Raw genomic sequence first — 13852 nt, 5'->3', positions numbered from 1 at the left:
GTCACTGCGTATCACTCCTTTGGAGAAGTGTGAGTCTTCGAACACCCCACGATACGCGCCGCCTTATCCCTTCATGACGTAACCAACTTTCGCCCATAGCTCGCCGAAAATCAGGCCTCTAGCTCACGCTCGCTGCGGGTCGAATGCAATAGCCCCGAAGGACTACTCCCCCCGGTCTCGTCGCTTCAGTATGGCCAATCGTCAAGGATAGCTCTCGAATCAAATGCTCGATTCTGGATTTGCGAGGTCGGCACTGTCGCCATGGTGAGGGCTCAGCGCGCTCGCAACTTCTCTCGTGTTATTGATTATTGACTGAGTTGTTGTCGTATACGCATTTCGAAACATGTCGCGCCAACGGATATTTCTTCATTGTAGCACCTGTTGGCGCAGTTGGCTTCTTGGTCAATGCCATTGCTGTGACTGCAGCATCGTGTGTCGTTGACCTTTACACGACGGAGGCAATTGGCTGGCTAGTCGCGGTGACCGTAACTCGATGTCTAAATCGAAACTGGACTTTCCGACCAGCGCAGAAATGAGGAGCAGGTACTGAATGGGTTAAATTTGTGTGTGCAAATGCCACTAGCGTGTCCAGATCCGCGCTCAGGTAGTCGGCCGCCTTCTCGTATTTTGGCGTGTAGCTCTCGATGAAGGCGTCGAACGCTAGCTCGGCGGCGGCCTTGGTTTCGGCCATCCAGATCTCCTGCAGCCCGCGTTTAGCCTTCGGCCGCTGGCTCTTCGGGAACTTGGCGAGCACGTTCGTCCCCCAGCAGCGCTGCTCGCGCGTTTTCGGCCAGACCTCACCGGCGGTTTTCCAGAACCCGAGCGCACATCGGCGATGGTGAGCCGCAGCGGCGCGTCGCGCCCGCGCCGCTTCAGGTCGAGCAGCAGATTGCGTCAATCCTGCGCGCTCTCGCGGGCGCGATCGGATGAAGCCGACCAGTTCCTTGCGGCCTTCCGGAGTCGCGCCGATCAGCACCAGGATGCACTGCTTTTCGTCTTCGAGGCGTGCCTGGAGACGGATGCCATCGGCTCAGATGTAGACGTAGCGCTTCGCCGACAGATCGCGCCTGTGACACGCGGTGCGTTCGTTAAGCCAACCGTCCTTCAGGCGGCCGATGGCGGATGCCGACAACCCGGCAGGATCCTTACCGAGCAGCGCCGCCAGAGCTTCGGAGAAGTCGCCGGTGAAGATCCCCTTCAGGTAAAGGATCAGCAGCAGGGTCTCGATCGGCAAGCATTGCGTTGCAAGGGATCTCGGTGCCATGGTCGAACGCGATCATTGCTCCTCGGGTATCGCTCGATGATTTCCGCCAGTTCGCGCGTCACGCGCCGCCCCGAGATCGACGTCTTCGGAACAGCCCGCAGGCATCGTTGACGTCATCGACGATGTTGAGGATGCAGAAGCGCCGGCCGTTAGCGAACCTGGTCGTGGACGAAGTTCAGCGACCAGCGCGTTGGGCCTCGCCTCGATTAGGATCGGGCACACGTCCCCGCCGCTTGCCGGCGGCGATCCCTTCCTCGCGATAACGCCGGTAGATCCGGTTGATCCCCGATGGCTTTCCCTCCCGCCGCAGCAGGACGAACAACCGGCGGTAGTCGGAACGCCGCCGCTCGTTACCGAGATCGCGTAACCGGCCGCGCCGAGCCACGTCCGCAGGGCGGCTGGAGCGAGAAACGGGCCCGATGCTGCCCTCGTATCGGCTGCAGTATTCGTGTCGGAGGCAGAAAGCCTTTGAGTACCGCCGGGCAGGCCATTGTACCGACCCTGGTTTGGGATCTCGAAGATGGCTAACCTTATCCGATTTCTCTACCATCACGCTTTGGCGCTCAGTTTGTTAGTGGTTCTGAGGGCACGGACGCAGGCTCGCGTCTGCCAAAGGCGGCACGACTGCGGACCGCACTGTAGAGCTTGGGCAGGAACGGGAGCCAGCGCGACGGCTCAATGGACCATTGTAGCTACCCCCCATACGCTACCCATTTATATCAATGTCCCCTCCGCCTTATGCGATGCAGAAGCGCCTCGTTGGTGTTCTGATCGGATGCGTGTTTTTGGGGCATTGAGAGCCGTGGCCCCTGTTTGGGAGACCGCTATGGTCAATGTTGGTTTGATCGGGCTTGGCAAGATGGGACTCTCGCATCTTGCGATTGTCAACGCGCATCCCGAGGCTAAGCTGATCGGCATTTGCGACACCGCGAGCTATATGTGCAGCATCCTGCACAAATATACAGGCATCGAAGTGTTTTCCAATTATCGGGAGATGCTTGATCGGAAGTCGCTCGACGCGGTTATCATAGCGACGCCTTCGCGATTTCATGGCGAAATGGTCCGCGAGGCTCTCCTGAGAGGCCTGCACGTGTTCTGCGAAAAGCCATTTTGCCTGGATCCGGGCGAGGGGACTTCCTTGGCCGAGTTGGCGGACCAGAAAGGCGTCGTCAATCAGGTCGGATATCATTATCGGTTCGTTGGGGCGTTCAACGAAGCCAAGCGTCTGGTCGATGCGCAGGCGCTTGGCCGAATTCATCACCTCAGGGTTGAAGCCTATGGCCCGGTGGTGTTGCGGCCCAAGGGCGGGACTTGGCGGGCGAAGAGCAGCGAGGGCGGCGGTTGCCTCCATGATTACGCGTGCCATGCAATCGACATTGTGAACTATCTCGTTGGCAGGCCCGATGCCGTGAGCGGGACAGTGCTCAACAAGATCTTTTCCCGCGACGTGGACGACGAGGTCTACGCGACGCTGCATTTTGCAGATGGCATGACGGGTATGATTGCCGCTAATTGGAGCGACGACAGTTTGCGCAGAATGTCGACGCAGGTCACGCTCTGGGGCACGAATGGCCGTATGGTCGTCGATCGCCAGGAAGTGAAGACATATGTTCGAGGTGCGGCGGGGTGCACTGGCGCGGCAAAAGAGGGGTGGGACATTCGTCACACAACCGATTTTCACAGTGACGTGTGGTATTACCTGCGGGGCGAGGAATATTCGGCGCAACTCGACTACTTCATCCGATGCATCGCGGAAGGTCGCCGGGAGAACATCTCGTCTTTCGCGTCTGCGGTGCAGACAGATTGTGTCGTGTCCGCGATGTTGCAGGACGCCGGAGGCGCGTGGCGACGAGTAGATGCCGGAGCCAGGACCCCAGCTCAAAGCCGAACGGGTGAGGGGGGCTTGCTGTCCCTCGTCACGGGCGCACTGAGGTAGAACTCCGATAGGGAAGGGCAGGAAGACCGATGGATCGGATATTATTCGGCGATAACCAGTTCTTCGGCATCAATCACATGTCCGAGGAAAAGGCGCGGGCGCAGGCTATCCGCTTTGCAGATATCCAGGAAATTATCAACCTGTTGGATGTCGCCTATGACAGCGGAATCCATGTCTTCATGTGCACGACGCATGATCGAATCGCCGAGCTCTGCGCGCACGTCCGTGCGCACCCGGAGCGATATTCGGAGTTGGAATTTTTTCCCTGCATGCCGTACGCCCACAAGTACGCAAATGCCGTGACCGAGCACGGAATGCTTGAGGCATTGAAGCGTTTTTTGCCCGCACAGAACGCCCTTTCTGCGCTGGTGAGGGGTGGTTTATCGGTAGCGACGCGGGATGTGGAGGGAATGGCGCGGCTACTGATCGACGCCGAGATGAAAATGTTCGGCGGACTGAGGACCCCTGTTATCTTTCTTCAGAACGTGGTCACCGACCTGTTGCTTGGGATGGGAATTAAAGACGCATTCCGCATTTTTGCCGATCACGTGCGGGACCGCTACAACGCCGAGCCGGGCTTTATAACAATGAATTTGCCGCGTCTGCTCGATGTGCTGGACGAAGTTGGCATAGAGAATCCGATCGTATGCGCGAATATAAATAAACTGGGCTTTCGGATGTGCGGCGGTATCGATCTCTATGAGAAGGTGATTGCGTCGCGCAAGTTCAGACCCGTGGCAATGTCCGTCTTGGCTTCCGGAGCGATCGACCCGCGCGAGGCCATCGAATACGTCTGCAGTCAGAAGAAAATAGAATCGATCGTATTCGGCGCATCCAGCAAGGGCAACATTCTGAACACGAAACGGCTCATCGACGAGTGTAGCGTTGCGTAGGCTCCGCATGTCTCGGTCTGCCGGTCAAGTCGCGCGCGTGACCGGCGTCGATCTGCTCACCGAGGTTCTTGCGCTCTGTGCAGGGGAGAGCTTCCTGTCGCGGTTATCATCTGATTGTCGTCGAGGTTAAGGCATCTAGCATGTGTGGGATCTTTGGATGGGCTCTTGGGGCCGCGAAGCGCCAGGATCGCAAGACACTTATCGACCTTACGGATCGGATGTTTCATCGGGGGCCGGACGGCTCGGGCTACTGGCTTCAGGAGACCTCTGATGAGCGATTTCAAATCGGCTTCGGCCACCGCCGGCTTTCGATTATCGATATCGGTGGCGGCGGCCAACCAATGTCGAGTGAGGATGGTCGCTTCACCTTAATCTTCAACGGCGAAATCTATAATTACCTTGAACTGCGACAGGAACTCGTTGCCCTCGGCCATCGTTTTCGCACGAACTCAGATACCGAAGTGCTTATCGAAGCATTTCGCGCGTGGCACTTCGACGCAGTGGGTAGATTTCGCGGCATGTTCGGCTTTGCTCTATGGGATGAAGCAGAGCAGCGCCTAGTACTGGCTCGCGATGCCTTCGGCAAAAAGCCGCTGTTTCTCGCCGAACTGCAGGGCGGTCTTCTCTTCGGCTCGGAGATTGAGCCACTCGTCCGGTTTCCGGGCTTCAGCCGAGCATTCGATTCCGAAGCATTGGGCCACTATCTTCTTAATCGCTATGTTCCGGGGCCTCTCACGTTCTTTCGTGCAGTGAGGAAGCTGCAGCCTGGACATTACGCCGTATGGCAGAACGGAACGCTGAAAACGACACGCTATTTTACGCCACCAGTTGCGACGACGGTGCCGGACGTCAAGTCATTCGGTGATGCAGTTCGTTTGTTCGAAGGCACATTCGATGAGGCCGTCCGAATTCGCATGCGTAGCGACGCGCCTTTCGGAGCCTATCTTTCGGGTGGTGTCGACTCGTCGGCGGTCGTTGCGACCATGGTTAAGCATAGTACGGGGCCCGTACGAACATTCTCAGTAGGCTTTCGGGAAGTCGAGTATTCGGAGCTCGATCACGCACGTGCCGTTGCAGGTCAGTTTGGTACATTTCACAATGAGCTATTCGTCGAACCCGATGCCTTCATGGAGCATTGGTCAACTGCCGTCTTACGCCGTGGTGCGCCGGTCAGCGAGACATCTGACGTTCCGATTTTTATGCTTTCGGAAATGGCCTCTAGTAGCGTGAAGATGGTACTCACCGGAGAAGGCGCGGATGAGTTGATGGGGGGATATGCGAAACATCGGGCTGAGCGGTGGATAGGTCTGTATCAATGGCTGATGCCACACTTGCTTCACGAGCGGGTAATCCATCCACTGGTGCGTTCATTGCCGTATGGGATGCGGCGCGTAAAGATTCTTGCATTGGCTGCGGGCGAACGCGACCTTGTGAACCGCATGCGGGTCTGGTTTGGCGGCACTTCAGTTGCTGAAGCTGAGGCGATGCTCGGCCGCCGCCTCTCGGCAGCGCCGCCGGACGTCTATCCATACTCGTCTGGGCTCGAATCTAGTCTGCGGCGTGCATTATTCTTTGATCAAACTTCCTGGCTTCCTGATGATCTGTTGGAACGCGGCGATCGAATGATGATGGCGGGGTCGATCGAGGGGCGGATGCCATTCATGGATACGATGCTGGCTGGCGTCGTAGCGCGCTTTCCAGACGAGTTTCTGACCGGAGGCAAGGGCGGCAAGACCGTGCTGCGGGCAGCAATGGACAAGATCCTGCCACAGTCAATCCTGCGGCGGAAAAAGGTCGGATTCCGTGTGCCCGTCGGAGAATGGTTTAGAGGCCCTTACCAGGATTTCGTACAGGACATGCTTGTGAGCGAAAGCTCCAGTGTGGCGCGAATGATAAGCGGCTCCAAGCTTCGTCGCCTTGTCGCAGAGCACCTTAGCGGTCGACAGAACCACGAAAAGGTTCTTTGGTCGATGATAAATCTCGAGATGTTCTTGCGTACATTCAAGATATCAACATGAAAAGAGCCGACTCCTGCCTCTTGTATCCGTCTGCGGAGCTTGACCAATCGAGTTGTTATTTCGACGCCAACCTCCAAATCACGTCGGAGTACCGACTTGGAATGATTTTGGATCTGAGCAGACATAGGTCGAAATTGGCGCTTGAGCCCCGGGCATGAGAGTTCGAGCATGAGTTCGTTGGTTCGCTGCCGGGCACAGGCAGACAAAGCTGGCGTTAGCGAAACGAGACCCATTGAGAAAGTGGCTGGTCCGCTTCAAGTGGTCATCTTTACTCCCGCCAGCACAGGTGGCCAGGGAGGCATAGTTCGTATGATGGACGAGCTGCGCTGCGCACTTCAGGTGAATCGCTTCGCAAACATAAAGGTCTGTTTTGTCACAACTCGAGGTCCTGGCTCGATACTATGGTCGCCCTTATATCTTGCGCAGGCAATTGTACGTGTAATGCTGCTTCGGCTGTTCGGACGAGCCGATGTTGTTCATATAAATCTGTCGGCGTTCGGTAGCACGTATCGCAAGCTCATCTTGGCCCGCATCTCAAGAATTTGCCGATTGCCATATGTGCTCCATCTACATAGCGATCAGTTTGACCAGTTTTGGGACTCTCGGGGCAGTATTCTGAAGAAAGAAGTGGATCTGATGTTTCTCAGGAGCCAAAAGATTATTGTGCTTGGCAATTACTGGAAGCAGGTCGTTTCTGACAGAGTGCCGGACTGCTCTGCAAAGATTGTCATTGTTCCAAATGCGACACGAACAGCTGACTTCAAAGATCAAGACATCATGAAGCAGGCAGCCAACATTCTGTTTTTGGGACGACTTGGGCCCAGAAAAGGTGTGCCAGAACTTGTGAGGGCGTTGGCGAGGCTGGGTGCAAAGTCCGGCTGGAGGGCCACGCTCGCAGGTGACGGGGCGGTGAGCGATACGAGAGCCGCAGTTGAGCGAGCGGGACTTGGCGATCGTATATCGGTGCCAGGTTGGGTCGGTGCGGCGCAGGTTGAGGCACTTTTGTGCGCGGCCAATATTGTGGTGCTCCCATCCTTTAGCGAAAATCTTCCGATGTCGGTGATTGAGGCCTTGGCTCACGGCGTGGCCGTCGTTTGTACCCCAGTAGGGGCACTTCCAGATCTCATTGAACACGAGAGGACTGGACTTATCGTCGAGCCCGGTGATGTCGAGGGACTTGCTTCTGCATTGGGGCGCCTCATTGACGATCCCGAATTGAGACAGCGCTTGGGAGAAAACGGGAGGACTCTACATAGAACTCGGTTGGCCATCGAAAGTTGCGCTGAACGCCTCGTTGCGCTTTGGACTGAATCAGTCCACCCGGGAGAGCGCTGACATGCGTATATTGCACCTTACTGAGTCTCTGCGCCGGGCAGGAAAAGAACGACAAATCGTCGAACTGTTGAGGGGGCTTTCCCTTCACCGTGACATAGAGACATTCGTCGCGGTTACGGACGAGGACGAGGTTCGTTACGAAATTGACCGTGAAAACGCGCAAATTATTCAGCTCGTTCGGAGAGGCAAGAGAGATTTGCGGCTTTTCAAGAGTTTGTACGACCTGGTCTCCAATTTGAAGATAGATATCGTTCATTCCTGGAGCCCGATGTGTTCCGTCTATGCCGCTCCGGTTGCGAAACTGTGCGGTGTAGCCTTCGTCAATGGCTTTGTGCGAGACGCGCCGCCGCATGTGACGCGGTGGAATAAAAACTATTTGATGGGCAAGCTGACTATCCCATTTTCAGACGTCGTCGTCGCCAATTCGCGCGCGGGCCTAGCTGCCTACCTTGTTCCCGAGCGAAAAGGTCTATCGATCTACAATGGATTTAATCCTGCGAGAATCCTTGACTTGACGGACGAGGCAGAACTGCGCAGCAAGTTGGGCATCACGACCCCCCACATTGTCGGGATGGTTGCCAACTTCACGCCGAGAAAAGATTACGCAACCTTTGTCGAAATGGCATGCCGTATTTGCCATCTTAGGGATGATGTTACTTTTATCGCTGTCGGCGACGGCGAAACGCTGCGGCAGGTGCGCGATAGCGTTCGGCCAGAACATTCGCTGCGCATACAGTTTCTGGGGCAGCGGAGAGATATAGAAAGTGTCGCTAATCTCTTCACTGTGGGAGTTCTCGCTAGCAACAGTCGTCTACACGGGGAGGGTATTTCCAACGCAATAACCGAATGCATGGCGTTGGGTAAGCCAATTGTAGCAACAAACGATGGGGGCACTCCTGAATTGGTCCTGGAAGGGCAGACGGGATTTCTTGTGCCAAGCCACGACGCTGCAGCGTTGACGGATCGTGTGCTCAAACTCCTCAATAATGCTGAGCTTGCCCATGATTTCGGTATAAAGGGGCGTCGGCGTATTGAAACAGCGTTCTCGCTCGATACGATGACTAATGCGTATCTCTGCCTTTATCGCGGGTTGGCGGATAAGAGGGCACGCGCGCCACGTGACCCGAGCCCCGCAAAGGTGATGAGGTAAAGTGTAGCAACGTCAAGTGCCGCGAAACACGTCAGCGATATGATTGCCGCGAAAGCTCCAGGTTTGCGGCAGTTGGGACGCGCCTGGTCGTCGGGCGTCCCTAGTCGCAACGCACTGCGTGCCCTCAGCCACGCCTTGGCAGCGGATGGTTTGCGCTACCAACGGCGACTTTCGGCCGATCTGATGGGTCAATAGCTCCACTTCGGAGGTACCACATTTGGAAGCGCGGGCCTTCCAACATCCACTTCTGCGCCGCCGACTTCGTGAGTGCTGTCGGCTAGATTGCCAATCGAACCCGAGACGGAACATCTCAAGCAGTCGCGTCCTCAAAGTGCAGGAAGTCCAGTTTCGCAACTTCGCTCCGGCCACCAGGAAGGATGAAAGGAATTGAGCCTCAAGAAGGAAGCCTTTTATCTACTGCGCCGGGCGACCTCCATATCGATGCGTCAGTATCTCAAGTCGCGCCTATGGCGGCTACGCTTAAAATGCGCTCCCCTGATCCAAGCGTGGAACGGGACCTTCTCGACCGCGGAGCTTGAGTACGAGATTCGCCGGCATTTGCCCGATGATTTCGACATTCTTATGGTGCATTGCTCTTACAATAACCTGACCCCAATGTATCGCGACGATCCCGGCAAACTGCTCAAGACCTTCCTGCGCATCACAGGGCCCGATCGAACGTTGGCCATGCCAGCATTCTTTTTCGGAACTGCAGAGAAGTACTATCTCGATTATTATCGTGCCAATCCGCAGTTCAGCGTGCGGCGCACGCCGTCCCAGATGGGAATTGTGAGCGAGCTATTTCGTCACTTAAAGGTCGTCTTGCGTAGCCTCCACCCGACCCACAGCGTCTGCGCGTTGGGACCTCTTGCCGAAGAACTGACCCGCAGCCATCACCTGAGTTCCGCAGAGTGTGGGCCACTGTCACCGTTCGGGGTGATGGCGCGATACAAGACAGTGATTCTTGGCGTCGGCACCGAGTATTATCGTAGCCTCACGCAGGTTCACGCCATCGAGGATCACATGGGGCCCGACTTCCCTATCCCGCGGGAGTGCGAGGAGCCCATCCGCGTTACCCTGATCGACGGTGTCGGCCAGCATATTCCGTACGTGATGTCGGCGCCTCTCTCGCACAAGTTCGTGCTCAGGATTGAGCGACTGTCCGCATTCCTTCGCCCGGGCGTGCTAACGGTGTGGAAGTACAGGGGCGTTCCGCTCTACTGCGTTGAGGCCTCGGAGATTAACCGCGCACTCGGAGCCGCCGCCGCGTCCGGTAAAACGCTATATATCGCGGCCTAGGCGGCCTTGCGACAAAACGCGCCGTATCTGTATTGCGAGCAAGGACAACCGATAGTGATGCTGACTCATTTTGCCGCCGAGAGCGTTCGCGACTTCTTCCGCATTAAGTTCCCCGGTCAAACGTCAGAACGGCTGACGGATGATCGACGTCACCTTGAGGCGGCGGTCGCCTTCATCACGCGATCCATAGAGCAGGGGAAAGGGTGCGCGTCATCGAAGGGGTATAAGGTTGGCAAAGGGTGGCTGCCTCCGTATCGAGAGACCACCGGGTACATTATACCGACGCTCCTCGATTTGGCTGATTACCTCAAACGACCTGATTTGGCCCTGACCGCGGAGCGCCTGGGCAAATGGCTCTCAGAACTGCAAGAACCGAGTGGCGGCTTTGTCGAGCGCGATCTCTGGCCAGACTCCAAGCCGGTCGTCTTCAACACCGGCCAAATCCTTCACGGATTCAACGCGCTGATTTTACGTCGTGGACGGCAAGATCTCATCCCCTACGCACGCCGGGCGGGTGACTTCATCGTCTCATCTGCTGACGAAACGGGATCCTTCGTGCGCAACGAGCACTGCGACATGGTGCACTCGTACAACGTCAGAAGCGCCTGGGCGCTGCTGACGTTAGGTAGGCTGCTCGGAGAAACGAAGTATGAAAATGTTGCGCTCGCCAATGCCGACTGGACGGTAGCGCAACAGGTCGACAACGGGTTCTTCCTCAACAACGTCTTCCAGCCAGGTTGGAACGCCAGCACACATGGCATCGCTTACGTGCTGCAAGGGCTAATCGAAATCCACTGCATTTCGGGGCGCGCGTCCTACCTCTCTGCCGTTCGCCGAGCAGCCGAGCGCATAGTGTCGGTCTATGACACCAAGCATTGCATGGCTTCCGAGATCGGCGAAAACTGGGAGTTTCTCGCGGGGCATTTGTGCCTCACGGGGTGCGCGCAATTGGCGATCGTGTTCTTCAGGCTTTATGGCCTGGAAGGTGACAAGCGATTTCTCAACGTAGGACTCAATCTGCTCGACGACGTTGCTGCGACGCAGAATGTGATGTCGCCGGCGAAACCCTACTATGGCGGAATCAAAGGCTCCTTCCCCATCTACGGCCGCTATGCCCCTCTGCAATATCCGAACTGGGCAACCAAATTCTTTATTGATGCATTACTCGCGAAGCAAAGAGCGCTAGATGGTCCCACTGGTCGGCAGCCCCAACTGTCAGCTAGTTAGCTCGCTGGAAACAGCACCCGATCGCATGCACTGATCCTTCAGATGTTGGCGGTCCGATTACACAAGTTACGGCCGCACTCGCAGCTCGGATCGAAGACGCCGTCTGCACCGTTTGTCCGGCGGTGCCAGTCGACGCGGCTCTGCTCGGCCAAAGTGAGGATGGCGGTGCCAGGCATTACATGGCGCCGTTGCATTCTCCGCCGGGAGGAAAGGGCCGCTCGTTTAGAGCCGCATAACGGCGCGATCGATCGTTCCTTGCCAGCTTCTCAAGACATTCATCGATGCTGACGATTGACCATCTCTCCCGCCGGAGCCAATTGAGCGCATATTCGTTGGTTCAAAATCATGGGACGGCGTTGATCATTTGGTCGAACGAAAGCAGCGGGGAGTCAAACTTCTTCGACGAGTAAACTTTGTGACCAGAAAGGATAATCAACACGTCCGCCCAACCGTCCACTTTTTCGATGGGGAAGAGTTCGAAATCCCAATCTTTCACCAGGGGATCGTGACAGCGGATTTCGTATTGTTTTGAAAGAATCTTTGCAATTTCCAAAACCGGCGTCTCGCGAGCATCGTCGACGTCTGGCTTGTAACTCACTCCCAAAATGCCGATTTTCTTAACAGACGGGTCGATCTTGTCTTGAATTCGCGCGACAGTATGCTTCGGCATCTCGTCGTTCAGTTCTCGGGCGGCTCTAATAACATTCAGGTCATTGACGTCTTCGGTTAGAAACCAAGGATCGATGGCGATACAGTGACCGCCGACGCCGATTCCTGGCTGCAAAATACCGACGCGCGGATGTTTGTTTGCAAGCTTAATCGCAGTCGAAACGTTGAATCTGAACTTGTCGGCAATCAGGGAAAACTCATTCGCCAAAGCGATATTGACGTCGCGGAAAGTGTTTTCCATGAGCTTTACGCACTCAGCGGTCACCAGATTCGTCCGATGAATCGTCCCCTTTGTGAAGGTCGAATAGAGGCGCGCCGCTCTTTCCGCCGCTTCCGGCGATTTGGCGCCGATGATTCGATCGTTGTGAACGATTTCATGCAAAGTATTACCGGGAATGGCGCGCTCGGGGCAGTGCGCGACGTCGACCTTGAGATGTTTCGATCGGAGGATCGGAAGTACGATGTCTTCACATGTTTTGGGTTTGATCGTTGATTCGATGATGAGCAGATTACCGTCTTTCATGACAGGAAGGAGACTGTTCACGGCCGAAAGAACGAAGGACAAATCGCATTTCTTGTTGTCGTGTGGAGTCGGCACGGCCACAACGAAAACGTCCGCCGCCACTGGTCGCGTCTGAGCTCTGAAGTTTTCCGTCTTCAAAGCCGTCGTCAATAATTCCGGAATACCCTTTTCATCGAACGGGCAGTGACCTCGGTTGATCTCATTCACTTTCTTTTCGCTGAGATCAAAGCCGGTGACCTTCACGCCCGAGTTCGCCAGAAGGAGCGAAGTCGGAAGTCCCATGTAACCAAGGCCTGCAACGCAAACGGTATCCTGCGTTTGCGGAGCCAGCCGCGAATGTTGACCCATGACGATGTCGAGTATTCTCTCGGCGGTACGGCCATCTCCAAAAGGATTCGTCCAAGGTGTAATCGGACGATTGAGGGCGGCGACCATCGCCTCGGCGTTTCGGTGTACCAAAACGTTCGCGCCGACGTCGACGGTTTCAGGCCGTTCCGTGCGATCGCGAATGGTCACGCAAGGTACGCCGAGGATACAGGCTTCCTCCTGCACGCCGCCGGAATCCGTAATGACGGCCGTGCAGTTCGAAAGCAGGTTCAAGAAATCCGAATATCCGACGGGCTCGGTCCAGGCTAGGTTGGTCGGTAAATCAACCTTGTTTTCCTTGAGGACTTTCTGGGTTCGATAGTGTATCGGCCAGCACACTTTACCGGGGATTTTCGTGATCAGTTGGACGATTTCCTTCAAGGCGTCCGGATCATCGACGTTTGCGGCCCGGTGGGACGTAAGAAGGTAATAGCCACTCTTCTGCAATTTTAGTTCAGAGAGAATCCGACTGTTCTTCTCCGCCTCAACCCGATGAGAAAGTAAGGCGTCGACGATCGTGTTGCCGACCTGGAAGATCTTCGAGTCTGGCAGCCCTTCGTGTTTGAGGTGACCGACCTGCAAATCGGTGACGGCAAACAAGTAGTCCGAAATATGATCGGTGATGATTCGGTTGCTTTCCTCAGGCATCGTTTGGTCGAACGAGCGTAATCCGGCTTCGATGTGCCCGACCTTGATGTGAAGTTTGTGCGCCGCGAGTGCGCCGGCCACCACGGTGTTCGTATCTCCCTGAACGAGGAGCACATCGGGCTGTTCCGACATTAAGACCGGCTCAAGCTCAATCAGAATGCGACCAGTTTGGTTCGCGTGACCTCCGGAGCCGATATTCAAATTGTATTTTGGCGAGGGAAGAGCGAGCTCCGAGAAGAAGATCCCGTCGAGTTTCTCCGAGTAATGTTGCTTCGAGTGGATAATGAAGTAGTCGAGCTTTCGCTTCCGGCATTCGCGAATGACCGGTGCCATTTTGATGATTTCTGGACGGGTTCCCACGAGAATTGCGATTTTCATATATCTTCCTTGAGCGGCTGGAGCACGACCAGGGTCGTCGGCGCATCAACGGCTATGGATGTGATCAGCTCGATGTCTCTCGAAAAACGCTAGCCTGCCGCTCCAAGCGCTGTCGTTGGCGTTACGCGCATCTACGCGCGCACCAG

The 13852-nt window shown here is 56.0% G+C and carries 8 protein-coding genes and 2 pseudogenes; 7 read left to right on the top strand and 3 right to left on the bottom strand.

Annotated elements, in window-relative coordinates; translation table 11 throughout:
• Positions 1 to 571 precede the first annotated feature (571 nt).
• Positions 572 to 1228 (bottom strand): annotated as a pseudogene (locus AAFG50_RS31455) (transposase); the annotation flags it as partial.
• A gap of 1 nt (position 1229) precedes the next feature.
• A pseudogene (locus AAFG50_RS31450) lies at positions 1230 to 1670 on the bottom strand (IS3 family transposase); the annotation flags it as partial.
• 420 nt (positions 1671 to 2090) lie between these two features.
• Between AAFG50_RS31450 and AAFG50_RS31445 the strand changes: the two are divergent.
• The 7 genes from AAFG50_RS31445 to AAFG50_RS31415 all read left to right on the top strand — a co-directional run bounded on the left by AAFG50_RS31445 (position 2091) and on the right by AAFG50_RS31415 (position 11122).
• Complete coding sequence (locus AAFG50_RS31445; RefSeq protein ID WP_049832590.1) at positions 2091 to 3200, top strand: Gfo/Idh/MocA family oxidoreductase; 1110 nt, start codon at positions 2091 to 2093, stop codon at positions 3198 to 3200.
• A 29-nt stretch (positions 3201 to 3229) separates the two neighbouring features.
• The gene (locus tag AAFG50_RS31440) at positions 3230 to 4093 is read left to right on the top strand and encodes a hypothetical protein (protein WP_028175736.1); all 864 of its coding nucleotides are present in this window, start codon (positions 3230 to 3232) and stop codon (positions 4091 to 4093) included.
• Between the two features lie 140 nt (positions 4094 to 4233).
• On the top strand, positions 4234 to 6111 hold the full coding sequence (gene asnB, locus AAFG50_RS31435) for an asparagine synthase (glutamine-hydrolyzing) (protein ID WP_028175735.1): 1878 nt from the start codon (positions 4234 to 4236) through the stop codon (positions 6109 to 6111).
• A 309-nt stretch (positions 6112 to 6420) separates the two neighbouring features.
• Positions 6421 to 7446, top strand: coding sequence for a glycosyltransferase family 4 protein (locus AAFG50_RS31430; protein WP_231166555.1), 1026 nt, complete (start codon positions 6421 to 6423; stop codon positions 7444 to 7446).
• A 1-nt stretch (position 7447) separates the two neighbouring features.
• Entirely contained in the window at positions 7448 to 8596 is a 1149-nt protein-coding gene (locus AAFG50_RS31425; RefSeq protein ID WP_028175734.1) for a glycosyltransferase, read from the top strand.
• Between the two features lie 387 nt (positions 8597 to 8983).
• Positions 8984 to 9895, top strand: coding sequence for an AAC(3) family N-acetyltransferase (locus AAFG50_RS31420; protein WP_028175733.1), 912 nt, complete (start codon positions 8984 to 8986; stop codon positions 9893 to 9895).
• 57 nt (positions 9896 to 9952) lie between these two features.
• Entirely contained in the window at positions 9953 to 11122 is a 1170-nt protein-coding gene (locus tag AAFG50_RS31415) for a hypothetical protein (protein ID WP_028175732.1), read from the top strand.
• 343 nt (positions 11123 to 11465) lie between these two features.
• Here the strand turns inward: AAFG50_RS31415 and wecB are convergent, their stop codons facing one another.
• On the bottom strand, positions 11466 to 13706 hold the full coding sequence (gene wecB / locus AAFG50_RS31410) for a UDP-N-acetylglucosamine 2-epimerase (non-hydrolyzing) (RefSeq protein WP_039185738.1): 2241 nt from the start codon (positions 13704 to 13706) through the stop codon (positions 11466 to 11468).
• Between the last annotated feature and the right edge of the window lie 146 nt (positions 13707 to 13852).

Source organism: Bradyrhizobium sp. B039, from assembly GCF_038965675.1.
GTDB lineage: Bacteria > Pseudomonadota > Alphaproteobacteria > Rhizobiales > Xanthobacteraceae > Bradyrhizobium > Bradyrhizobium diazoefficiens.
Note: the sequence above shows the minus strand (reverse complement) of the source record. Positions and strands in the feature narration are given on the sequence as shown.